The organism is Kiloniella majae (assembly GCF_002118315.1).
Lineage (GTDB): Bacteria > Pseudomonadota > Alphaproteobacteria > Kiloniellales > Kiloniellaceae > Kiloniella > Kiloniella majae.
In genome coordinates, this window is the sequence record NZ_MTSZ01000001.1 from 294278 (window position 1) to 319567 (window position 25290).

The following is a 25290-nucleotide window of genomic DNA, read 5'->3' on the forward strand; positions in this document are numbered from 1 at the left end:
TAGTTCAATCTATATTGACGCTCCCTTTTCTTCATGGCATAAATTTCTTGGCTTTAATTAAGCCTCCATGTTCGCGGAAAGGGCTGCGCCCAAAATTAAACGTTTATGATCGATATAAACGATTTCCTAACCTGACTGGCGGACACAGGTTCTTATTCAGAGGATAATCGTATGAATAATACACCAGAATTAGATCTGGCGTCTCCCGCTACCCCCCGAACAATGTTTCATGGTGTTCTAAACTACGAACAGCAAAAAAAGCGTGCGAAAGAGCTTTTAAAAACTTTCAAGAATCAAAATCAAACTGCCAGGACGAAGCTAAAGCGTTTTCATCCCCAGTTTGAAAAAAGGCCGATAGATTCAAGCAATATAACACTTTCTGATTGCCAATTATGTGTCGCCCGCGAAAATGGCTTTTCATCCTGGCTCAAATTAAAAGCCCATTGTGATCAGCTTAAAATAAAGCAAAACCAAATTAATTCAGGACATATTCCAGAGCTTGATAATAAAGATACTCTTCATATCCGCTGTGGATCAGATATTAAACATAGCCTAAAAGTCGCCGGGTTTATCGGGGAGTTTCACGAGTTTAACGATCCTTTTTGCCAAGGTCCGATCCCTAAAGGAAGCAAGCTGGATTTTCTAAAAACGAGGACTGAGTTTATATCTACGGCTTACGGCATTCCCTTAAAAGAAATTACAGCCAATCAAAAAATTGCTTATGAGAAGCTGGAAAAGCTTTGGGATTATGAACGGGTTATTTTATGGTTCGAGCACGATAGCTACGATCAGCTTATTCTTGCCTTTTTGCTCGACCATTTTTCCTCACTTGTCTCCCGCCCAAAGCTAGAGATCATTTGTATCGATAGTGTTCCCGGCGTTCCTGATTTTGTTGGTCTAGGACAGCTTGCCCCGGAAATGTTGATATGGCTATGGGAAAACCAGCGTGCACCAATAACAGACGAACAACTCACGCTGGGTGAAAGCATATGGGGCGCTCTAAAACAAGAAACACCTCACGATCTTGAAAGAATCATTGAGACAGGCACACCAGAACTCCCCTTAATGGCAAATGCCTTAAAACGACATTTAAAAGAACTGCCCTCGGATAAAAACGGTCTGGGTCTTACACAGGAATTGACCCTAGGTATCCTCGCAGATAAAGGCCCTTTGAAAGGCAAAGAACTATTTGCAACCTTAATGCGCGAATATGAGCCCCTCCCTTACCTTGGCGACCTGATGTACTGGTATGAATTGAGCCAACTTAAAAAATCAAAAACAGCACTTATTAATGACGAAGCGGCAGATACGCCTCTCCCCTGGCCAGAACGCCTAATTAGCATCACACAAGCTGGACAAGAGCTTCTATCAGGAAAACTGAACTATAAAGATTTCATACCTGATGCCAGGTGGGTCGGAGGCATAAAAATCAACCCAGATATTACCCAAAAGACATAATATTCTATCACGTCTATTAAAGCTGAAACCTCTGACGATATTAGCCCATTGTTAACCGATATCATTGTAAAAGAGGAATAACTGTAAGTTTTATTGTCACAAGAAGATAGGCCTTCTCTGAAACAATTCAACTTGCTAATCAATAAAAGATACTATGAGGTTTCAGCTTTGCCACTTTCAGCTCGCATTACTAAAGGAAGTCACCGGTTTATCAAACTGGTCGTTGCCATATACGTTCTGCTTGCTTTTGTGCTCAGCTTTAGTGTGGTTACACAGGCCACAGCTCAATCATCAAAAAGAATTATTGTTTTGGAAACAATGGCTGTTCCGGTTCTGCAAGATGCCACGAAGTGGTTCCGTCAAGGAATGACTGACTTGGGCTATACTGAAGGATCGAACGTTGAATATGTCATTCTTAATGCTGAAGGCAACATTGATAAAGCGTTTAGCTTGTTGGAAGCCGAACTAAAGAACGAACAACCCGACATGGTAATGTCCATTGCCACACTTGCGACAAGGGCTTCTCATAGCCTTCTCAAGGGCAAGGAAATTCCACAAGTCTTTATTTTTGTCTCTTACCCGGACCAAGAAGGCTTTGTCAGCGCCATTGGCCAGAAAACAGGCACCAATATTACCGGGAAAACTCACATTGTCCCACCAGCAGCCAAACTCGAAGTCGTCAAGCAAGCCCTAAAGCCACTAACGGATAAATCACCTTTGAGAATAGGAATTGTCAATTCAACCTATCCCTCAGCTCTCAGTGAAGCAGCACAACTCATCGAAATAGACAAACAAGTTAATGAACTGAGCTTCATTGATTTGAATTTTGAATATCAACCAGGCTCTGAAAATAGAAAAGCACTACGGGACAGCGCGTTAAAAACAATTGAAGAAAACCGCTCAAAATACGATTTACTCTGGTTTGCAACTGGTCCCATTGGAAATGACACAGAGCTCCTAAAAACTCTGAAAGAAAAAAACATCCCGGTCGTTTTTGCCAACAACACAGCGGCGGTGAAATCCGGGGCCATGATCTCGATGGTCTCTAACGCCGAAGTAAACGGGATTGCCGCGGCCCAGATGGTCGATCAGATTTTTAAAGGCACCAAAGCAGGCGATATTCCTGTTACTCGCCCCAACAGTTACTTAGTCAGCATCAACGTAACAACAGCCACTGAATTGGGAACAGTCATCCCCTCTTCTCTTTTAAAGCTCGCTGGCAAAAACATTTATCGATAGAAACCTGACATGAGATTATATCAAAAATACTTTTTGACCATGTTGCCAATCATTTTAATTTGTATTGGCTCTCTTGGGTTTTGGTCTTATACGCACTCCAGAAATGCACTCTATGAAAGTGAAGAAGAAAATATGAACCTGCTTCTGAACGAGGCAGTACATCATATAATTTCATCGCGTCATGAATTGCTAGAACAAGCTGGCCTCACCGATATACCGGCATTTGTACAATCCTATCAGGATGAAGTCTTTAAAGAATTGGACGACTTGGCAGTTGTCACAAATCGACGCTACTTTATTATTGCCCAGGATGGTACCCCTATCTATTGCAGTGACAGTAAAGATCCCAGTGTACTTGCAGAATGGAGCGTTCTCGCTCAATCCTTACAGGGACAGACTTTTGGATCTTTTCAAGCCAAGGACAACATTAATACTTTATATGCATCCGCTGCTTTCAGTAAACCGGACTGGAATTGGGTCATTTTTGTCTCCCGCCCCGAAGCAGAGGTCACCAAACAGGTTTCCATCATCCAGCTGGTAACAATTGGCGTATCCCTCATTTCCATCCTTTTAATGGGGGGCTTGCTCACCCTTGTGACGCGCCGTCTTCTCATCCAACCCATTAATCATCTACAAGAAGCCGCAGCGCAAATTTCCAGGCAAGAACCCGTTGACCATATTGATATAACCTCAAATGACGAGCTCGGCGATTTGGCCCGTGATATGGAGGGCATGTCCGAAGCAATTAAAAACAAAATCGAAGAAGTGCAGGTTGCAAACAAAGCTAAATCCATGTTTTTGGCCCATATGAGCCACGAATTACGATCACCGCTAAATTCTATTCTTGGCTATGCAGACCTCGCCTTGGGTAATAAAGAAATTCAGGCCCTTCCCAAGGAAACCCAAAATTACATCAAAACCATCTCCAGTTCTGGAAACCACTTGATGGACTTGATTGGTGATATTCTGGATTTCTCGAAAATAGAAGCCGGTGAACTCGTCCTTGAAAAAAGTACAATGAGTTTGGCTGAACTCATCGAAGAAACCAGTAGTATGATGGTTCTGGCAGCAAGAGAGAAAAACAACACTCTTGATGTTGTATTCCCAGACAATATTCACAGGTGGGTTCTTGGTGACAGTGTTCGCTTGCGACAGATCCTGATGAACTTCCTTTCAAATGCAGTAAAATTTACCACGGATGGCACCATCAGACTGGGCGTGACATTAAAATCGGAAGATGAATTCACTCAAAAACTACGCTTCGAAGTATCTGACGAAGGCATTGGTATTCCAAAAGCCAAACAAACGTCACTCTTTAGTGCCTTTTCACAGGCAGACGTATCAACAACACGAAACTATGGCGGTACAGGTTTAGGCCTCGCGATCAATAAACAGCTCGTACTGGCTATGGATGGTCAGATTGGGGTTGATAGTGAAGAGGAAAAGGGAAGTACCTTCTGGTTTGAAGTTACACTGGATAAAGCCAAAGCGCTCTATCGCCCGCAAGAAGAAATACTAGAGCACGATCTGAGGAACCTCAAACTCCTGCTTGTCGAAGATATCAAGGTTAACCAGATCATGGCAAAAGCACTGCTTGAAAAAAGTGGTCAGACCGTGGATACCGCAGACAACGGTTTTGAAGCCGTCGAAAAAGTAACGACCAATGAGTATGATATCATTCTCATGGATATCCATATGCCGGAAATGGACGGTGTTGAAGCAACCAAACAAATACGGTCCCTTTCAGATACGACAAAATCTTCCACTCCCATCATTGCACTGACAGCAGATATCGAAACCAGCAATCTAAAAGAATACATTGCAAGTGGTATGAACGCGACCTGTTCAAAGCCCTTGAATATGGATGACCTGTTAAAGACCCTAAAGCGCCTTGTTCATGAAAGATCAGCAAGTGCGGCTTAGAAAACACAGTTCCTAAACACATAGATTTCAGAACAAATAGGTCTGAGAAAAAAACTCTTTAATACAAGTGTAAGCTTTACACCGAAATTAGAATAGAGAGTGCTCTCTTATCTGCAATACATGTTACCGAGATAAAGAGCACTCAAAATGTCTATGAGGATAAAGTTACATGAGCTATGAAAATCAAAACGACAAATTCACATTGTATCCTTCTTGGATAAAACTTTTCGCAGAGAAGCAAAGTGTTCATCCCAGCCTGCATCCAGCGACAAGATCATATCCATAGCTGCTTCTCCAGCCGCAGCTTCAACACCTTCGTGTTTAAGCGTTAACCGGGTTCCACAAAGAACTTCCTCCAACACCCAGGTGACCGTTGTTAATGAACCATTCAAAGGATTTACCGTAAAGGACCACACCATCTTTTCAGGACGGTGCATCTCCAAAACACTCCCCCAGCAAACCTTCGCCTTTTCGCCGTTGTCTCGGGTTAAAATCAGCTCATAGTCCTCGCCATCGGCCAAATCTTCTTTAGGTGGGTGGAACCAAAGGCCGATTTTGTCCCGCTCGGTTAGAAAAGACCACACGGTTTCCCGGGTTGCGTTGAAAAAAACAGTCTTTGTTATTGTTGATGTCGTCATTATCTATATCCTTCCCTTAATAGATTTTCGTTTTGTCTTTTCCGCATCCTCCACAGCTGTTTTCAACGCTCCCAGACGTTGATCCCAGAACTGATCAAAATAACCGATCCAGTCAGAAACGGCAGATAACCCTTGTGCTTCCAGTCTATTGATCCGCTCACGCCCTTGAACATGAACTGAAATCAGCTGTCCCTCTTCCAGAATGTTCAAATGCTTTTTTACCGCCGCACGGGTGATTTCAAACCTCTCTGTCACCTCACCGATCGTCATCTCCTGTCGACTTAGATGCATCAAGATTTCGCGCCGTGTCGGATCTGCAAGCGCCCTGAATGTTTCTTGTATGTGCATAATCACACCTCAACATAGTACCTTATGGTATCATTTTATACAATACCTTTTGGTATCATGTCAAGATACAAAAACCACTCATGTCATTAACAAGAGTTCTCACCTTCGCAAAAAAACCAAAACCGCCAACAGAGATAATTCCTGTTGGCGGTTTTGGTTTCTATTAATGAGCAAACGAACTAATTGTTTACTTTTGTTTATGAAGCCGTTCTGATTTGAAGCAAGAATTTTTCGACCTCTTGCTTCAATTGATCCGAATTTTTACCTAATTCATCGGCGGCTGATAAAACTTGATTTGAAACTTTTCCGACCTCACCAGAAGCCTCTGTAACACCACTAATATTTGAAGAGACTTCCTGAGTTCCCGCAGCAGCTTGATCAACATTTCTGGCAATTTCCTGCGTCGCTGCTGTTTGCTCCTCAACTGCCGCGGCCACTGAAGCAGCAATTTGGTCGATTTGCTGAATAGTTTCACTGATACTATCAATAGAGCCAGCTGCAAGCCGGGTAGAAGACTGGATACCCTCCACTTGTCCGCGTATCTCCTCAGTTGCTTTCCCAGTCTGGTTAGCCAAATTCTTGACTTCGCTTGCGACAACGGCAAAGCCCTTGCCTGCATCTCCTGCCCTCGCGGCTTCGATCGTTGCGTTAAGCGCCAAGAGGTTAGTTTGTTCAGCGATATCAGTAATTAAACTTATCACTTCTCCTATTTTTTCAGCAGCTTTAATAAGCTCATTAATATTATTTTTTGAATGTGTTGCCTGATTAACCGCTTCACGAGCGACAGTCGCAGACTGAGAGACCTGCTGGCTAATTTCATTACTGGATGCCGTTAACTCTTCCGTCGCAGCGGCAACGGTTTGAACATTGGAAGATGCTTCATTTGAAGCTGAAGCAACTGTCGAAGCCTGCGCTCGCGTTTCCTCTGATATAGCAGACATAGATTGCGCTGTTTGCTTAAGCTCTGAAGCCGCATTAGAGACAAAATCAACAACAGACCCAACACTGCTTTCAAAATCCTCTGCCATTTGCGTCATAAGCTTGCGCTTTTCATCCTGATTTCGTTTCTCCGCCCCTTTTTGCTCATTTTCAAGTTTGGTATTTTGAATAATACCAAGTCTGAAAACTTCCACAGCACGGGCAATCGCCCCTATTTCATCTTTGCCGTCCTGCGCGGGTACCTCAACATCCGTATTACCCTGAGTTAACTGACCGACAACCGCAGTAATTTTATTGATCGGGGACGAAATTTGACGGGCTATAAGAAAAACAACAAAAACAGCACCTGCTAATATAACCATCACAATCAATGCAATTTTTGCCATGGAATCAGTAATGTCGCCAAAAATTTCAACGGCGGGAACTTCAATAATAACAAATGATTGAATAGAAGGTATCCAAGAAGCACCTACAATCATATCACCATTGTTTCCGTTGTAGCTTGCAAAATTAACAGCATCTTCATTTGCTTCTGAAGAAACTTTTAATAACGTTTCGGCAACATCCGATATGCCAATGGCTTTTGTAATATTTTGATTTCCGATCAGTTCAGCATCACGATGCAGCTTGATCATACCGTCAACTGTTGTCAGATAAACAAACCCAGATTTTCCCACTTTGATATTCGCAATGTCTTTGGCCAATTCTTCTGCTCCGACACCAAGACCTACAGAAGCCAGTTTGCCGTTAACATCAACCCGGACATTTGTGAACATTTTCCACTTATTGCCAGTGGTTTCGTTCTTATCCAAAACCATTTCATAAGGTTGGTTACTCTCAATAAAAGCATCAAACCAAAATTTAATAGCCCCGCTTGCCCCTTCATTATAGCCGTTCTGATCATAATATTTACGAGAAACATTCGATACGAGCGAAACATTAAATGCCTGTGTTCTCTGCTGTACTCTTGAAGCATATTTTTGCCACCCGGCAATGCCTTCAACAGATTCACCTTGCGCAAACCAATCCAGAACAAAAGTATTATCAGCAACCGCCAGCGACGTTGTTAAATAAACGTTCAGTCTTTTTTCAATATTGTTGCGAATAGACAAAACAGTTGCGGGTAACTCATTGTTATAAAGCCGCTTTGACACTAGATCAGTGGTTTGAAAGTAACTGATTGTTCCAGCAATCAAAATTGTGACACTCAATAAAACTGAAATTAGCAGCATTAGTTTATTACGTATCGTCATCTATCGATCCTCTGAGTAAACTCCTAAATCGACCTTTTGCCTAATGACACATAAACGACCATACATATAGCATCAGCAGACTCATTAAATCTTTAGGTCTGATTGCACACACATCTTTTGATATCGCCTTTACTTACAAAAGAACTTTACCATAATATCTTAAGGAAACCTGCTGACATCTTTAACACGAAGCAAAATAGTATTTTCAATCAATAACATTAACAAACCATCGAGTTCACAAAACAAATCAATCCTGTTTAAATTACATCACTCTCCTATCCCATAAAATTCAACGGGTTGAGTTTGCCCCCTGACAGTTGTCTCGCCGTGTAAGCATAAGTTTTGCATTGCTGACTTTGAAGGGGCCAACTTTGTATAGGTATGGCCGGACACCAGAAGAGACTGGCCTTTTTCTTTTGCCAGAGCTTCCAAACGGGCCGCCAGGTTCACCGCATCTCCGTAAACGGTATAGCTTTGGCGACCACCTCCACCGACATTACCTGCGACAACAGATCCGGTATTAATGCCGATACGAATTGAAAGCTTCTCTCCGGCAAAGTAATCCTCATCCACACGTAACAACATCGCCTGCGCTGCCTTTAACGCATGTTCCGCGTGCTTGTTATCCTCAAGCGGCACATTAAAAATCGCAAGAATCGCATCGCCGTGGAAGGTCGCAACAATACCACCATTTTCCATGATGACATTCGTCATTTCGTCAAAATAACTATTAAGAACATCAACTGTTTTTGTTGGACCCAGACGCTCTGTCAGGCTTGTAAAGCCAACAACATCGGCAAAGAGAATAGTTGCCTCTCTCTCCAGCGGGGCAAGAAGTCCTTGATCGTTAATCATCGCTTCGACAATAGGTTCCGGTACAAACCGCCCGAATATCCCCGTAATGGACTGTCGATCACGTTCTGCCATCAACTTATCTCTCAAGGTATTTTGAGCTCTCTTCATTACAATCGCGATCAAAACAGCAACCACCACCAGTATGATCGCTTCTTGAATACGACTGCCCGTGCCACCAAACATAGGGTCCAGAATGACCTTTATCGCGTCTTCAGCTGTCGGATTTCTGGGAACATGCCCCCAGTCAAGAACATCGCCATCCTTGTGCACCACCCAAGCATAGGCACTAAGCCATCCAGCGGCGCCAATGCCTCCGGCCCATAAAACAAGCCTGGGCGAAAAGCTAAAGGCCGCAACGGCAAGAATTATAAAATAATAGGTAAGCAGGGGACTGCGGAAAATCATTACTTGAGGCAAATCCGCGGTTTGGTAGAGCGGTTGAGTTGCAATCAAGATCGAGAGAATAGCAACATCAATAGCAACAAAAAGATATTTAACCCAAAACTTATCCCATCGTGTCCCAATGATACGATAATGCAACAACCCCAGAAAAATAAGCAGCAGAACAAGTATGCCAAACTTTAGAGAAACACCAGGTAAAGCCAATCGGGACAAAACAAGCCAAATACCTAAAATCAAAAGCGCAATCGTTCGCCCTGCAATAGCAAGTTTTAACCCTGCACTTTGAGCTTGATTAAAAGTTTGATCCAAGTCTGATGCCAGATCGGGATTGTGATATTTGCTTTGTGACAAACTGAATTTTCCTCACTCAAGACTTGCTTAAACCTTGAAAGCTGTTGATTTGTTTTGGCACAATGCATGCCTTCAATCATTCTGCAGTTTAGAACGAACTTCCTAATCGGAGGTAAGCATTTTTTGTTTTCTATTGGATTTGGTGTCAGAGAACGGCGCTTTTTCATTGTTCATCCGCATCATAATCCCTAACTATTGAGAACATTAATTCATACAACCAAGCTGGCCCATATGACCTCAACTTTAAACATTCCCTTTGATAACAGCTTTGCCGAACTGCCTGATCAGTTTTACACACGGCAAGATCCTGTGCCTGTAACGGCCCCCAAGCTGATTAAGGTGAATGAAAAGCTTGCAAGGCTTATGGGAATTGATCCTGCTGAATTGAAATCCGATGACGGTGTTCAGATACTTGCCGGGAATAATGTCCCCGATGGCGCATCACCACTGGCCATGGTTTATGCTGGGCATCAATTTGGGGGATGGTCACCTCGTCTGGGTGACGGACGCGCGATTTTGCTCGGCGAAACCATTGGAACCGATGGTATCCGCCGCGATATTCACCTCAAGGGTTCGGGGCGCACCCCCTATTCCCGTGGCGGTGATGGTCGTGCGTGGCTGGGGCCTGTCCTGCGTGAATATATCATCAGTGAAGCCATGGCAGCCTTGAATATTCCGACAACACGGGCACTGGCCGCGGTTGAAACGGGCAACAAGGTCCTCCGCGAAGAAGGCCCTTTGCCCGGCGCCATTATCACCCGGGTTGCCCAAAGCCATATCCGTGTCGGCACCTTTCAATATCACTATTCCCGCGGAGACAAAGACGCCCTGCGCACGCTGGCAAACTATGTCATAGAACGTCATTATCCCGATGCCAAACAGGCACAAACCCCATATCGCGCGCTGATTGAAATGGTCATGGAAAGACAGGCCAGATTGATTGCCAAGTGGATGCAGGTTGGCTTTATCCACGGCGTCATGAATACGGATAATATGTCCATAGCGGGCGAAACCATCGACTTTGGCCCCTGTGCCTTTATGGATACTTACCACCCTGGCACTGTTTTTAGCTCGATTGATCACGCAGGCCGTTATGCCTGGGCAAAACAACCCGGTATGGCACACTGGAACCTTTCCCAGTTTGCTCAGTCCCTGCTACCGATTTTACACGAAGATGCTCAAATCGCGGTTGGTATCGGCCAGGAAACCATTGATGAATTTCAGGGTATTTTCAGCGATTATTACTTCGAAGGATTTGGCAAAAAACTCGGCCTTGTAACCTTACAGCAAGGTGACCCGGATTTTATTGGCGACACTCTAAAACTCTTGTCAGATAACGAAGTCGATTTCACCCTCTTCTTCCGCCATCTCACGGGCTACGCCCAGTCAGCCTTGGATCAAGGTCAAGGTGAGGAAAATCATAAAGAAAAACTACAAAACCTGTTCAAAGATCCCGAAGCACTAACCAACTGGCTTCCCCAATGGCAAGCCCGACCGGATCAGGAAACAACGCCGACCAAGGAACGCTTTGAGATCATGCGCACATCAAACCCGATCTTTATCCCTCGAAATCATCAGGTCGAAGCCATGATCCAAGCTGCTGTTGCAGGTGACTATGGGCCTTTTGAGCAGCTCCACAGCGTTCTGTCAGATCCTTTCAACGAACAACCTGATAATGCTCATTACGAAGAGTCTCCCAAGCCCGAAGAAGTTGTCCATGCTACTTTTTGCGGGACTTAAACACACCTAATTGTTGCATAACTTTAAATCCTAAATTAAAACAGTTTTAAACTGTGCATTTAAATTGGGGGATTAGGTAAATGCGAAACTTGTTAATTTTATCAGTAGCGTCTTTATTTACTTTTACTGGATGTCAAACTACCGTTAACCAAGTTGCGCATAAACCAGCAATTGAAATATCCAATCAAGATGAATTAAAACCAATCGCGATCACAAAAGTGGTTGCCAAGATTAAAAGAGGGGCTGAAATTGGAGCTATCCAATTTGGAGCGTTTTGTATTGATCAAGGGAAAATTAACTGGAAGTCAGGTGGAAAGGTCAATCTATCCACCGAAGAACTCGTTGATGTTTTCAAAGACGAACTAGAACTTAATGGTTGGCCCGTGGTTGGGTCAACAGATGACTTGTTCTCAGGATACGATGTTTCGGGAGCAGAAATACTTGTCGCTGCGAAAATCTCACAAATAGAAAGTGCTGTTTGCTATCCCATGACAGGATTTGGCAACTTCACCGATGCAAAAGGGTCAATGCGAATTGACGTCGATTGGCAGATTTATAACCCGGCAAGAAAAGAGATAATCGGAGAACTTTCATCCTCAGGTTCAGCAGAGGTTGGAACGATGACCTCAGGGGTAGAGTATGAGCTATTAAATAGTTCTTTTGCCTCTGCTGTTAACAATTTGATCGCCACTCAAAAGTTTCTTTCCTTGGCTGAACGAAATAAGAATAGCCCTTCAAGTAAGCAAGTAGCCATTACAACAACCATTCCCAATAGTAACATCAAAAACCAATCAGCCCTGAACCCCGTTAATACTGTAACTAATTCAACAGTTACAATAAGAACCTCAGTTGGGCATGGATCTGGCTTTGTCATAGGCGATGGAAATTACGTTTTAACAAATTCACATGTTATCGGCCAAGCAAAACACGCGACATTGATAACAAACAATGGCATAAAAATCGACGCCGACGTTTTGAGTTCAGATAAAGCACGTGATGTTGCTTTATTAAAACTAAATCATGTCAGATTGTTGCCTCTTCACCTAGACACAGAGAAACCGGCTTTGGCTCAAACAGTTTATGCAATAGGCTCACCTTTGGATGAAAGTCTGTCAGGCAGCGTTACAAAAGGTATCATCAGTTCTATACGTACCTTAGATGGTTATGAGTGGCTACAGTCTGATGTGGCGATTAATCCCGGGAATAGTGGCGGCCCACTTATTAATGAATCTGGGTCCGTAATAGGAATCTCCACCGCTGGTTACCAACGGGGAGGCTCTCAAGTCGGGGTAAACCTGTTCATCCCGATTAAAGACGCTCTGAAATTCCTTGGTGTTAAGCTTGAAGATATAAAAACTTAAACGCATTCAAATACTTCAAAATTCGTTTCACTCATCAATAAAGCTCCAGGTGTCTGCCCCGTCGAATTTACGGATTTTAATGCCTTCGATATCGCTACGGTCGAACAGGCGTGCGTTAATTGCCATACGAGGCTCGGGGTATTTGTCCGTACCGATCCAGTGCGTGACACAACCGCAATTTTCGCAGTGATGGAAGGCAATTGTTTCATCGCCATGTTTATAGGCTTTAGTCTCGTTACCAGAACATTCAACCTTGATTTGATCCGGGGTTGAGTAGGTCCAGAGTGCCCCGTAACGATTACAGATAGAGCAGTTACAACTTAAAAGAAATTCCGGTTTTTGCTTGATGGTCAGTCGAACCGCTTTGCAATGGCATGTTGCTTCCACTGTCTTCCCCCCCTGTTTTGACGTTGGCTGTTTTAATACGGATTGTAATTTATTTTGTGCATTTTATGATTTGTTCCTGCGAGAGTACTCAATTTTTCAAGCGAATTCATCCTGAAAACTAAAATCAATATTATTCAACAGAGCAGAGGGAATTGTTTAACCTCTGTGTGCTTTACTTTCTTGGCTGCACAACGTACAAGGACGCCAGCTTTCAAGTATTTTACGATAAAGTATGTACGGTGGACCCGACGAATGAAGAAATTGAGGTCCCCATTCACGTTACACCTGCCGCGCCTGTTCGTTAGCCATCCTAATTGATGGCCCTTGCCGCGCAGCCAGAAAATTGCCCAGAATATCCATATGGGATATTACGGCTAAATAATCAGAAAGATAAAAGATGTCCAATTCGGATAAGCCCGTCAACGACACTCCAAAAGACGTTACAGAAAACATCGCAGAAGATACCTCCGTTGATACGCCTGTAGAAACCAGTACTGAAGAAAAAAATCCTGACGTTTCACCACAGGATGAACAAGACGAAACGCATGATGCAGATACTGACGCGGATGCAGAAACCACTTCTGACTCAGAGGCCAACACTGACACCGCCGCAAACGCTGAACCAGACGCTGAACCAGAACAAGCTGATCCCTTTGAAGGCGTAGCTGCACCCTTGGCAAAAGCCTTGGCCCAAAAAGGCTATGCCAAACTGACCCCTGTTCAAAAAGCCGTTCTTGATCCAGAACTAGCCGATGCGGATGCGTTGGTTTCTGCGCAAACAGGTTCCGGTAAAACCGTTGCTTTTGGTATTGCCCTCGCCCCGACATTGTTGGAAGGACAAGATCACTTCAAACGCGCCGATGCGCCCTTTGCCCTGATCATCACCCCAACCCGTGAACTTGCCCTACAGGTCATGCGAGAGCTGGAATGGCTCTATGGCGATACAGGCGCGCGTACAGCCACCTGCGTTGGTGGTATGGATATGCGCAGTGAACGTCGTGCGTTGGAACGTGGTGCGCATATTGTTGTTGGTACGCCCGGGCGTCTTCGGGACCATATTGAACGCGGTTCCCTGAACATTAGTGCCTTGAGGGCCGTTGTTCTAGATGAAGCGGATGAAATGCTTGATCTCGGCTTCCGGGATGATCTGGAATATATGCTGGATACCACACCAAAAGAACGTCGCACGCTGATGTTCTCGGCGACTGTACCGCGCTCTATTGCCATGCTAGCCAAGCGTTATCAGCGTAATGCAGTTCGGATCAGCACCAAAGCCGAAGAAAAACAGCACAGCGATATTGAATACCGCGCCTTGACCGTTGCTCCTAACGACAAGGAAAATGCGATCATCAATCTGGTTCGATATTATGAGCCAAAGAATGCGATTGTTTTCTGTGCGACCCGTGCAACGGTAAACCACATGACCAGCCGCTTTTCCAATCGCGGCTTTTCAGTCGTGGCTCTGTCCGGTGAGTTAAGTCAAAACCTTCGTAGCCATGCGATTCAAGCCCTGCGTGATGGGCGGGCACAAGTCTGCATTGCTACAGACGTTGCCGCCCGTGGTATTGATCTACCAGATCTGGAACTCGTTGTTCATGCCGATATTCCCAAAAGCCGCGAACCACTGCTTCACAGGTCCGGCAGAACAGGCCGTGCAGGCCGTAAGGGTGTTTCTGCCCTTGTTGTGCCCTTTAACTGGCGTAAACGCACGGAACGGCTATTGGAAAGTGCCAAGGTTCAAGCAACCTGGGCCAAGCCGCCATCTGTTGAAGAAATTTTGCAACGAGATCGTGAGCGCTTCCTTGCCAACCCAACACTGATCGAGCCTATAAAAGAAGAAGAACAGGCTTTCATCAAAGAGTTAATCGAAAAGCACGGCGCAGAACAGATTGCTGCTGCGTTAATTCGGACACAAAGCGCAGGACGTCCCGCGCCGGAAGAGCTAATCGACCGCCCGGAAAGACCATCACGAGAAAGAGATCGCGACAGAGGTGGCAGAGATCGTGGCGGCAGCGATCGGGACAGAGGTCGTGATCGCGACGAAGGGTACGAATACGGCAACGGCGGCAGACGCAATAACGCCCCTGGAACCCGTAAAGAGCGGGTAGATTTCGAAGACGGTGTCTGGATTTCCATGACCGTCGGGCGCAAGCATACAGCAGACCCTAAATGGTTGTTGCCAATGGTTTGTCGTGCAGGGTGCATCACCAAAAAGGAAATCGGTGCTATCCGCATTCACATGGCCGAAACCCATGTCGAGCTTACCCCTAAAGGCGCGGAAAAGTTCTTTGAGACCATTGGCGGTAGCAACCGGATTGAAAAAACCATTACCGTTAAACGTCTGGAAGGTATTCCTGATCTGCCCGAAGATACGCTGGATGATAAAGACGGTCCCGGATACCACCGCCAGCCCAGAGAAAGCAAAAAACATAAGCAAAAACCGTTTCGCGATAACTTCAACCGAAGCGACCGGAGTAAAGAATACAGCCGTCGCGCGGCCGAAGGAAAAGACACCAAAGATCGGGATGAAAAATCTACTGATCGTAAATTTGGCGATAAACCTTACGGCAAAAAGAAATTTGGTGACCGCAAAGCGGGTGAGCGGGATTACGCAAAGAAAGATCACAATCCCAAAGCTAAAACCAAGTTTAAAGGCAAATTTGGTTCTGATGGCAAGTTCCAAGGCCCCCAAGATGATAGCGGAAAAAAACCTTGGTTTGACGACAGTTCGGATAGCAAGCGTCGCGAAGGTGACAAAAAGCCATTTGGCAAAAAACCGTTCCGCGATAGCGCCAAAGGTCCAAAGTCAGGTGCGAAACCTTTCAAAGGTAAAGGCGGAAAACCAGCTGGTGATAAAGCAGGCGCCTCGACACTGAAACGGAAAAAATCGCCAAAGAAGGATTGATGATCCAAAGCTCCAAAGAAGATTAGGGGTTTAAAGAAAGATCACTCGGTACTTATTGGCGTACATGATACAGGAGCTACAATTTTTATTGTGGCTCCTTTTCATATCAGTGTTTTCCATTCATACTAAAAAATACAACCTATAATTAACATGTCATCTGAAAATAATACATTTAAGAGCACCCTTATTGATAAGGAACTTAAGACGTGAGCATTCAAACTGGCCGTACAGCTATTCTTGTACCGATGACCGAAGCAGATTACCCTGTCTGGCGTGAGCGCGGTATTAAAGCCTATGCGGAAGACAAAGCACAGTCAGGATACAGCCTTGAAAACGCACAGAAACTGTCCGAAGAATCATACGCAACAAGCCTGCCAAAAGGTGTAAACACGCCGGATAACTATATCTTCACTATTTTAAATGCTTCGGAACAACCCGTTGGAGCACTGTGGTTCGCCGTCAAGGAAGACTACGGTAAAAAGACCGCTTTCATTTATGATATTGAAATTAATCTGGCAGAACGTGGCAAGGGATTGGGCAAAGCAACCATGCTGGCGTTAGAAGCAGAGATAAAGAAACTTGGTATCAATAGAATTGGATTGCATGTCTTTGCCTTTAACAAAACAGCACACGCACTCTATGCATCGCTTGGTTACAAAAGCACAGATATCACGATGGAAAAGATCATCTAGATAACGATCTATATAGAATGTCCCCTTATCTCAACAGATCTTCTAGTACCTCGAATATCTTGGGGTTCTGTGATTGGGCAGCATTAAAACGGATATAGTTATCAGCGGATTGCGTAATACTGAAAACGCTACCGGGTGCCAGAATGACGTCACGGGCCAAGGCACGCTGTGCCAAATCAGCAGCATTTACACTTTTGGGCAATTCACACCAGAGAAACATGCCCCCACGTGGTTCTATCCACGGTTTGATCCCCAGCGAGGTCAAACGGGCAGCCGTAGTACCCATTGTATCGGCCAACTTTGTTTTCAGAGCATCCAGATGTTTACGATAGCTGCCGTCTTTTAAAACCGACAACACAAGTTCAGCTGAAAAATGTCCTGCCCCAAACGACGTAGCAATGCGCAGATCCACCAAACTATCAATCCAGTCTGGCCGGGCAATAATATAACCGCAGCGTACAGAAGCCGAGAGTGTTTTTGAGAAGCTGCCGATATGAACAACCCGCTCTAAACCGTCAAAAGCAGCATAGCGCGGTGCGTGTTCATGCTCCAGATCCGCAAAGATATCATCTTCAATAATGGTCAGATTGTGTTGTTCAGCAAGCTTTAGAACCCTATGAGCTACAACAGGGGACAAGGTTGCGCCTGTGGGGTTATGTAAACCCGAGTTAGTAATGTAAAGCTTTGGTTTGTGCTCAATCAAGACTTGCTCAAATGCCCCGACATCCGGGCCATTAGGAGTAAATGGTACCGAAATCACCTTTGCACGATGCGCCCTTAAAAGCGCGTGAAAGTTAAAATAACAGGGATCATCAACAACCACGCAATGCCCCGGTTCAAGCAAAAATCGGCAAAGCTGGTCAATAGCCTGCGTACCAGACCCTGTGAGAATAATTTGATCCGGGCTGGCATCGATACCGTGCCCTCCTGCCCGTCTGGCAAGAAACTGGCGCAATTCTGACAATCCCAATGGCGATCCATATTCAGTCAAAATTGTATCATTCGCCCGTGATAGAGATCGCAAAGCCTTGCGAATAGATGTTTCCGGCATCCACGACGGTGGCATCCACCCACACCCCGGCTTCAAGAAATTTCTTCCCGCATCTAGCGACTGCCGTGATACCCATAGGGGATCAACCTCCCGATCCAGTTTGGGGCCGATTTCCGCCAAAGACAAAGGCGCCAATTGTCCTGCCACATAAAACCCTGATCCGGGTCGCGATATGATAATTCCTTCGGCTGAGAGACGATCATAGGCATCGACAATGGTTGATTTGGAAACCTGCATATCATCGGCAAAGCGACGGATAGAGGGTAACTTTGCCCCGGGTGCAAGTGTACGAGCAGCAATCCGCTGTCTGATCGCATCCATTGCTCGTTCAACCAGTGTCGTTTCTTCTGCCAACATCATATCTGTACCTATTCCGTAACCAGTACAGTTTAATCAAACTGTACTTAACTGTATCTGGTACAGTTTTCTTTGGCAACCTACATAGGTATCGAGGCCGGGTAACATCTTTATCCCCTTTAATTCCATTTCGGCGCCCAATTCCGCATGGGCAAAAAATGACAGGACGGTAGGTTATGAAGAACATAAACAAAGGCTGGATATATGGCTTTATTGGCATGACGATTTTCAGTGCTTCCCTGCCTGCAACACGCGCTGCCGTTGGTTCTTTTGACCCGATCTTCCTGACGTTGGCACGGGGGAGCATTGCCGGGTTACTTGGCCTCGCGCTTCTATTGGTATTCAGGGAAAAACGTCCACGGGCAAAAGACCTGCTTTCCCTGTTAATCGTGGCTCTTGGTGTTGTTGTTGGCTTCCCCCTACTCACGGCCTATGCATTAGAGCATGTAACAGCCGCCCATTCGACGGTCTTCATTGGCTTGCTTCCGCTTGCTACGGCTATATTCGGCGTCCTTCGCGGGAATGAAAAACCACAGGCAATATTTTGGCTATTCTCACTATTGGGGTCAGCCTTGGTCGCTGGATACGCCCTTATTGAAAGTGCCGGATCCTTCAGTCTTTGGGATTTTCTTATGTTTGCTGCAATTGTGCTCTGTGGGCTTGCCTACGCCGAAGGGGCAAAATTGTCGCGACGACTAGGGGGATGGCAAGTTATCTCTTGGGCCCTCGTTCTTTCACTACCGCTGATGATCCCGATTACTTTCTATACGATGCCTGACAGTTTTAGTGATGTGACAACACCAGCCTGGGTCGGTTTGGCCTATGTCTCTCTCTTTAGCATGCTGATTGGCTTTATCTTCTGGTATCGTGGATTGGTCGAAGGAGGGATCGCCTCTGTCGGTCAACTCCAACTCCTGCAACCTTTTTTCAGTCTGATACTCGCGGCCCTTCTTCTGGGGGAAACTGTAAACATGGCAATGATGATCGTAACCCTTGCCGTTGTTCTCTGTGTCGCCGGAGCAAAACGTTTCGGGCAAAACAATGCTCCCGCATCCCCTTCTGCCAATAATCTGGCGAGCATCAACGCAACAAACGCAGGATCGTGAAATGTCAGGCCTTGAGGATATTCCCCCCTATCTCTCGACGATAGCTGTTTCTTATGTTGCTTATCTTGTCGCAACAATTAGCCCGGGCCCCGCGAACCTGGCGATTATGTCCACCTCTATGAGTGAAGGGCGTAAACCTGGCCTGTTATTAGCGTCTGGTGTTATAATCGGATCTTTGACATGGGGAATGCTGGCTGCTATCGGCCTTTCCAGCCTTCTTTCATCCTTTGCATGGTTGATGACTGCACTTCGCATTATTGGTGGCCTGTACCTACTATGGCTCGCCTATAAATCATTAAAGTCTGCCCTGGGGTCCCATGCCCCGAAAGCAATGAAAACAGGAAAAACCCGCAGTAATATTCAATATTTCCTCCTCGGCCTGGGTATCCACCTGACAAATCCGAAATCTATCTTCGCTTGGGTATCCATTATAGCCGTTGGCATCAAGCCGGATGCGCCTACCAGTATCACCTTTATTATTGTCGGCGGATGTATTCTGTTGGGCGTTCTTGTCTTTGGCGGGTATGCACTGGCTTTCTCGACACAAAAAATGATCGCGCTCTATCAATCATTCAGACGCTGGATTGAAGGCACAGCCGCTTTGATCTTTGGCTTTGCCAGTTTCAAGCTGCTAACAATGAAATGAAATTCCGAGAGAGAGAATTCCTGAAGATACTATTCCAAATAAACCTCACCTGAAAAACAGGTATAACAACTTGAAACAACGACCACGCCATGAGAAGAGAAATGACAATTTCTTTCTTGTGGAGTGAAAACAATGCCTTGGGTTTATCTTGTACTGGCGGGTATTTTCGAATGTGGGTGGGCTATCGGGCTTAAATACGCTGATGGCTGGACCAAGCTTGTCCCTTCCCTTTTGACGATTGCCGCCATGGCGCTCAGCTTCTGGCTTCTATCCGCTGCCATGAAAACGATCCCTGTGGGTACGGCCTATGCTGTCTGGACAGGCATAGGAACCGTTGGGGTCGCCATTTTAGGCATGATCCTGTTTAACGAAAGCCACGACATCATGCGCATTATCTGCCTGCTTCTCATCGTTTCTGGCATCGTCGGACTAAAGGTCTTTTCGCCGATTTAATGTTAATTACCTACCTGCTAAATTTAAGATAATAACTTTTCATATAACAAAGACTAGCACTCATATCCTGAAATAAATTTATAACAATTAAATTCAAATTTAACCTTTTACTCTTTAGTGTACATATATAATTCATCATTTACAGATGGCATTACACACGCACAAGATGCATTATTTTCATTAAAAATTTAAGAGTAAATTAACTTACTACATACGATAGTATGTGAGTCATGCGGGGGGAATCGAAACAAACCAAGGCTTGAAACATGCTTAACACTACGATTAAAGATCAAGAGACAGAAGTTTCATTACCACGACACTCTTCTCGTACCAACTTTTTTACAAATATGAAGGTAGGAATGAAGATAGGTCTGGGCTCAGCTCTTACCTTATTTCTTCTCGCTGTTGTTGGTTTCATTTCTTATAACGGTACTTCCCGGGCAGAAAAAAACTTCTCTGAATACCGTTCATATGCCTTACAAACCAATCAGATGGGGCGTATTCAGGCCAACCTACTGACAGCAAGACTTTTCGCGAAAGATTACATTAAAACAAACAAAGATTCATCTGCAGAAAAAGTATCCCAACGGATTCAAATAACAGTCGATCTTATCAACGAATCAAAAAGCTTATTTCAACGCCCGGAAGCTATTGAGCTGATGGATAAAGCCTCTAAAGATATGCTGACATATCAAGAATCTTTTCAAAAAGTAAGAGAGCACGTTAACCAGCGAAATGAACAAGTAGAAAAGATGAACACAATAGGTCCTCTCTCTGAAAAAAGCCTAACAAACATCATGGAAAGTGCCTATAAGGATGGAGACGCATCAGCCAGCTACATGGCCGGAATTACACTAAGGCATCTGCTATTGGCAAGGCTTTATGCGACCCGCTATTTGGTAGATAACACAGCTGCCAGCGCAGAGCGCTCTATATCTGAATTAACAAACTTTAGCACCACAGCTGATAATATGCTTCAAGAGCTTGAAAATCCTACCCGCCAAAAATTGGCTCAGGAAGTAAAAGACCTCGCTAGTCAGTATCTGATTACGTTCAAGGAAACTGTTAAAACCATCAGCGAAAGAAATACTATTATTACAGGAAGTCTTGATGTTATTGGCCCAAAACTTGCCGATGAAACCGAGCAACTAAAACTCCAAAACAAAGCACTCCAGGATGAGCTAGGCCCACGCGCTGTAAAATCTATGGAAGAAACTGTGGTAATTACAGCTGTAATATCTATTGGTGCGATTATCGTTGGTATAATTTTATCATTCTTCACAGGTCGCATGATCGCAGGACCAGTTAACAACATGACTTCCGCAATGAACGACCTTGCCCAAGGAGATCTGGATACAGAAATTCCAGCCATTGGGCAAAAAGACGAAATTGGACATATGGCTTCTGCTGTTCAAGTATTCAAAGATAATGCAATTGCAGTGAAAAAAATGCAGGCAGAGAAGTTAGAGCAAGATCAACGCATTGAAGAAGAGAATAAACGCCGAACAGAAGAAATGGCAGACAAATTTGAAAGTAGTGTGGGATCTATCATCAGCACAGTATCTTCAGCGGCGACAGAGTTGCAACATACGGCTCAGTCAATGTCTTCTACAGCTGAAGAAACCAATACGCAGTCAAATGCTGTTCGCTCGGCCTCAGAAGATGCTTCTTCAAATGTCCAAACAGTTGCGTCTGCGACAGAAGAGCTTTCTGCTTCTATTGGGGAAATTAATCGACAGATTGAAGAATCAACAACAATTGCACAAAAAGCAGTTAATGATGCAGATACTGCAAATGAAAATGTGAAGGGGCTTTCAGACGCAGCCCAAAAAATTGGCGAAGTAGTTGGATTGATTTCAGACATCGCAGAGCAAACAAATTTACTAGCCTTAAATGCCACAATAGAAGCGGCAAGAGCTGGAGAATCTGGAAAAGGTTTTGCCGTTGTTGCCAGTGAAGTTAAATCTCTTGCCAATCAAACTGCAAAAGCAACTGAAGACATTTCAATTCAGGTTACTCAGATGCAAAATGCAACAAATGGTACAGTACGTTCTATTGAAGGAATTACCGAAATCATCAAGAACATAAGCACAAATACAACATCCATTTCCGCGGCAATAGATCAGCAGACGAGTGCCACTCAAGAGATATCAAAAAACGTCCAAGAAGCAGCAGTTGGCACCCAACAAGTTTCAACAAATATAACAACGGTTCAACAAGCTGCTGAGCAAACTGGAGCATCTTCAAGCGAGGTCCTAGAAGCGGCAGGAGAACTTTCGAAACAGTCTGAAACACTCCGATCTGAAGTTGATAACTTCATTCAAGGATTAAGGGCCTCCTAAATAATCTAAGTAAAAAGATAACAGGCCAAATTCCAGTTATGAATTTGGCCTGTTATCTTTTCGAAATATGTTCTAAATAATTTTATTAAGGCGACTCAACGTCTCCACCGGCATCAACCCAGTCCTTGATCGCGCCAAGATTACGAACGTTTTCGTAGCCCATATCCATCAGAACTTTTCCACTGAGCGCCGAGCGCCCACCAGACGCACAGTAAAGAACAATCATCTTGTCGCGCGTCAATTCTTTCTGGTGCATCGGCGTTGTGGGGTCCGCCTTGAATTCCAGCATACCTCGGGAAATATTAATCGCCCCCGGGACCATACCTGTTGCTTTCAGTTCCTGTGCATCCCTGACGTCAACAACAACTACGTTGCTCTGACCCAATACTTCCATTAACCCGGCGGGACTGATTGTTGGCACCTCTGCCTTAGCTTGCGCCACAATCTCCACTACGGACTTAATCATAACCTAGTTCTCCTTTAATCCTCTCAGGTTTGAGAAATATTCACCTAATCTACACGATGATCAAAAAATAATTACGTGAAAAACTTATGTCAGATTTTAAATCCTGAAAACTAAATTTTCGTTAGTTCCAAGAAACCAGCCAACAACAATCCAAAAAGTACAGAGTAGAAAGCCATGCAAACACGCTTGAGGACAACTTGCAGAAACTAGAAACAATCCTAAATGGCCCATTTAATCATAAATTAATGATAAAACCGTAATATTTAACCCATTGTTGGGGTTGAAGGCAGTAGTTCCCCCACTTTTTCAAAAACATGTGTGTTGTCTTTTAACCTGTTTAGAAGAGGTCGTTTCATGTCTCTGTCAAAGCTTTCTTTCCGCAATTTAAAACTGGCATACCAAGTCAATTTAACAAGTGTTATTGCCCTAATTGGCTTTATTATTGTCGGTGGTATCCTCTTCACCAGTTCTAAAACGGTGCTCTCTTCACAAGAAACTCAAACACGCTCGGCACAGGCAATGGAGTTGGTTTCCAGTGTAAAGTATGAATTTCTCAATGCCCGCAGACGCGAAAAAGATTTTCTGATCAGGCTAAATGAAAAGTATATCGGACAACATGCCGAGGTGATCACCAAAGCATCCAGTCAATTAACCCAGCTAAGAAGTCTGGTTACAGGGCCGGAAGTTCTCAAAGCCATAGATACAACCCAGGACGGCATTAAAAAGTATCAATCCCAGTTTAAGCTGGTCACCAGTCAATGGCTGAAAATGGGATTAAATGAAGAGGCAGGATTGCGAGGTAAGCTGAGAAAATCAGTTCACAATGTTGAAAGCAAACTAAAGGAATTCAAAAGCGATCGTTTGCTTGTCACCATGTTGATGATGCGACGCCATGAAAAAGATTTTCTCTTGCGTCTTCAAGACAAATACGTTGGTCGCATGGATACACGCCAGGAAGAATTCAGTGCCGATCTGGCCAAAGCGGACATCCCGCCAGCCGCGAAACAAGAAATCACCACGCTTATGACGTCTTATCTAAACGACTTTAAAGCGCTAGCAGCCACAAGACTTCAAACGCAAGAAGACATCAAAGTTCTGAGTGCCATATTTGCAGAGATGGAACCACACTTCGCCCTTGTTTTCGCCAGTACTCAAGAGAATTTTCGTCAAGCTGCTTTAACAGGGACGTCGGCAATTTCTGATAGCCAGAACTTAACATTAACATTGATCGTGGTCATCACTTTCGCTGTTTTTGCAATCGGGATTTTAATTGGCAAAGGCATTACTACGCCGCTCAAAAAACTAACCGATAGCATGACTGTTTTAGCCGCTGGTAATAAAGATACAGATGTATCCGTCACAGACAGAACAAATGAACTCGGTGAAATGGGGCGGGCCGTTCTCGTCTTTAAAGAAAACATGATCAAAGCTGAAGAACTCGCCATTGCACAGGCAGCAGAGCAGGCAGAAAAGCTTAAACGATCAAACAGTATTAATCAGCTAACCGAAGATTTTGAGGCACAGATAAAACAAATCCTTGGGTCGGTTGATGGCGCTGTGGATCAAATGGAAGATACCGCAAGTTCAATGAATAATTCAGCTGATCAAGTCAGCAAACAATCAACTGCTGTTGCAAATGCTGCCAATGAAGCCTCGTCAAATGTGCAAACAGTCGCCTCGGCCTCAGAACAACTTGCAGCTTCCATTAAAGAAATTGGCTTACAGGTCAGCAAATCTACTCAAGTGGCCTCGGATGCTGTCAAACAGGCCAATGACACCAACGCTGTTATTCAGGGCCTTGATCATTCTGCCCAGAAGATAGGCGAAGTTCTTGCCCTTATCCACGACATTGCCGAGCAAACTAATCTTCTTGCTCTTAATGCAACAATCGAAGCGGCCCGGGCTGGTGAAGCCGGTAAAGGTTTTGCCGTTGTCGCATCAGAAGTTAAAAGCCTCGCCAGCCAGACCTCTAGTGCAACAGAAGAGATCGGTAGCCAGATCACAGGCATACAAAATGCAACAGGAGATGCGGTTCAGGCCATAGGTTCAATAGGAAAAACCATTAGCACAATGGATGAAATTGCCTCGGCCATTGCCGCAGCAGTTGAACAACAGATGGCCGCTACTCAGGAAATTGCCCGCAACGTTGAGCGTGCGGCAAACGGTACAGATTCCGTGACCCAGAATATTAATAATGTCAGCAATACAGCCAAAGAAAGCGAAGCCGCTGCCAATCAGGTAAAACGAGCATCGGTTGAGCTATCTGGCGAATCTGGGAAACTCAATTCCTACGTATCGAGCTTTATCCAACAGGTAAAAGCTGCGTAACCCCCCCAAAGTCACCACGGCCACACTTAGAAAAGTGTGGCCGTAGTCTT

The 25290-nt window shown here is 44.7% G+C and carries 19 protein-coding genes; 12 read left to right on the plus strand and 7 right to left on the minus strand.

Annotated features, from left to right (window positions below; all coding sequences use genetic code 11):
- Positions 1 to 171 precede the first annotated feature (171 nt).
- The 3 genes from BKB51_RS01340 (at position 172) to BKB51_RS01350 (ending at position 4620) form a co-directional block, all read left to right on the plus strand.
- Positions 172 to 1458 carry a DUF1835 domain-containing protein gene (locus BKB51_RS01340; RefSeq protein WP_198946595.1) on the plus strand — a complete coding sequence of 429 codons (1287 nt, stop codon included), beginning with the start codon at positions 172 to 174 and terminating at the stop codon, positions 1456 to 1458.
- 168 nt (positions 1459 to 1626) lie between these two features.
- The gene (locus tag BKB51_RS01345) at positions 1627 to 2697 is read left to right on the plus strand and encodes an ABC transporter substrate-binding protein (protein WP_125911755.1); all 1071 of its coding nucleotides are present in this window, start codon (positions 1627 to 1629) and stop codon (positions 2695 to 2697) included.
- Between the two features lie 9 nt (positions 2698 to 2706).
- Positions 2707 to 4620, plus strand: a complete 1914-nt coding sequence (locus BKB51_RS01350) for an ATP-binding protein (RefSeq protein WP_085899296.1) — start codon at positions 2707 to 2709, stop codon at positions 4618 to 4620.
- A 197-nt stretch (positions 4621 to 4817) separates the two neighbouring features.
- Here the strand turns inward: BKB51_RS01350 and BKB51_RS01355 are convergent, their stop codons facing one another.
- The 4 genes from BKB51_RS01355 to BKB51_RS01370 all read right to left on the minus strand — a co-directional run bounded on the left by BKB51_RS01355 (position 4818) and on the right by BKB51_RS01370 (position 9406).
- Positions 4818 to 5258: an SRPBCC family protein gene (locus BKB51_RS01355; RefSeq protein WP_085899297.1), complete on the minus strand. Its 441-nt coding sequence runs from the start codon at positions 5256 to 5258 to the stop codon at positions 4818 to 4820.
- Positions 5259 to 5261: 3 nt separating this feature from the next.
- A complete protein-coding gene (locus BKB51_RS01360) occupies positions 5262 to 5606 on the minus strand; it encodes an ArsR/SmtB family transcription factor (RefSeq protein WP_085899298.1) in 345 nt (114 codons plus the stop codon).
- A gap of 197 nt (positions 5607 to 5803) precedes the next feature.
- Positions 5804 to 7798, minus strand: coding sequence for a methyl-accepting chemotaxis protein (locus tag BKB51_RS20940; protein WP_125911756.1), 1995 nt, complete (start codon positions 7796 to 7798; stop codon positions 5804 to 5806).
- Between the two features lie 267 nt (positions 7799 to 8065).
- Positions 8066 to 9406, minus strand: a complete 1341-nt coding sequence (locus BKB51_RS01370; protein WP_085899299.1) for an adenylate/guanylate cyclase domain-containing protein — start codon at positions 9404 to 9406, stop codon at positions 8066 to 8068.
- Between the two features lie 231 nt (positions 9407 to 9637).
- Between BKB51_RS01370 and BKB51_RS01375 the strand changes: the two genes are divergently transcribed.
- The gene (locus tag BKB51_RS01375) at positions 9638 to 11146 is read left to right on the plus strand and encodes a protein adenylyltransferase SelO (RefSeq protein ID WP_085899300.1); all 1509 of its coding nucleotides are present in this window, start codon (positions 9638 to 9640) and stop codon (positions 11144 to 11146) included.
- An 80-nt stretch (positions 11147 to 11226) separates the two neighbouring features.
- Positions 11227 to 12507: a S1C family serine protease gene (locus tag BKB51_RS01380; RefSeq protein WP_085899301.1), complete on the plus strand. Its 1281-nt coding sequence runs from the start codon at positions 11227 to 11229 to the stop codon at positions 12505 to 12507.
- A 27-nt stretch (positions 12508 to 12534) separates the two neighbouring features.
- On the opposite strand, the gene BKB51_RS01385 is transcribed toward BKB51_RS01380, so the two are convergent.
- Positions 12535 to 12894, minus strand: a complete 360-nt coding sequence (locus BKB51_RS01385) for a GFA family protein (RefSeq protein WP_085899302.1) — start codon at positions 12892 to 12894, stop codon at positions 12535 to 12537.
- 397 nt (positions 12895 to 13291) lie between these two features.
- Between BKB51_RS01385 and BKB51_RS01390 the strand changes: the two genes are divergently transcribed.
- Complete coding sequence (locus BKB51_RS01390) at positions 13292 to 15799, plus strand: DEAD/DEAH box helicase (protein WP_085899303.1); 2508 nt, start codon at positions 13292 to 13294, stop codon at positions 15797 to 15799.
- 206 nt (positions 15800 to 16005) lie between these two features.
- A complete protein-coding gene (locus BKB51_RS01395; protein ID WP_085899304.1) occupies positions 16006 to 16491 on the plus strand; it encodes a GNAT family N-acetyltransferase in 486 nt (161 codons plus the stop codon).
- A gap of 25 nt (positions 16492 to 16516) precedes the next feature.
- Here BKB51_RS01395 and BKB51_RS01400 read toward each other — a convergent pair whose 3' ends face one another.
- A complete protein-coding gene (locus BKB51_RS01400; RefSeq protein WP_198946596.1) occupies positions 16517 to 17902 on the minus strand; it encodes an aminotransferase-like domain-containing protein in 1386 nt (461 codons plus the stop codon).
- A 173-nt stretch (positions 17903 to 18075) separates the two neighbouring features.
- Here BKB51_RS01400 and BKB51_RS01405 point away from each other — a divergent pair, with 173 nt between their 5' ends.
- The 4 genes from BKB51_RS01405 (at position 18076) to BKB51_RS01420 (ending at position 22446) form a co-directional block, all read left to right on the plus strand.
- Positions 18076 to 19005: a DMT family transporter gene (locus BKB51_RS01405; RefSeq protein WP_085899305.1), complete on the plus strand. Its 930-nt coding sequence runs from the start codon at positions 18076 to 18078 to the stop codon at positions 19003 to 19005.
- A 1-nt stretch (position 19006) separates the two neighbouring features.
- Positions 19007 to 19651, plus strand: coding sequence for a LysE family translocator (locus BKB51_RS01410; RefSeq protein ID WP_158090107.1), 645 nt, complete (start codon positions 19007 to 19009; stop codon positions 19649 to 19651).
- A gap of 132 nt (positions 19652 to 19783) precedes the next feature.
- Positions 19784 to 20104: a quaternary ammonium compound efflux SMR transporter SugE gene (gene sugE / locus BKB51_RS01415; RefSeq protein ID WP_085899307.1), complete on the plus strand. Its 321-nt coding sequence runs from the start codon at positions 19784 to 19786 to the stop codon at positions 20102 to 20104.
- Between the two features lie 266 nt (positions 20105 to 20370).
- Positions 20371 to 22446: a HAMP domain-containing methyl-accepting chemotaxis protein gene (locus tag BKB51_RS01420; RefSeq protein WP_085899308.1), complete on the plus strand. Its 2076-nt coding sequence runs from the start codon at positions 20371 to 20373 to the stop codon at positions 22444 to 22446.
- 85 nt (positions 22447 to 22531) lie between these two features.
- Here BKB51_RS01420 and BKB51_RS01425 read toward each other — a convergent pair whose 3' ends face one another.
- Positions 22532 to 22912 (minus strand): rhodanese-like domain-containing protein, encoded by a 381-nt coding sequence (locus tag BKB51_RS01425; protein ID WP_085899309.1) that lies wholly within the window; start codon positions 22910 to 22912, stop codon positions 22532 to 22534.
- Positions 22913 to 23266: 354 nt separating this feature from the next.
- Here BKB51_RS01425 and BKB51_RS01430 point away from each other — a divergent pair, with 354 nt between their 5' ends.
- Entirely contained in the window at positions 23267 to 25240 is a 1974-nt protein-coding gene (locus BKB51_RS01430; RefSeq protein WP_085899310.1) for a methyl-accepting chemotaxis protein, read from the plus strand.
- Positions 25241 to 25290: the final 50 nt, after the last annotated feature.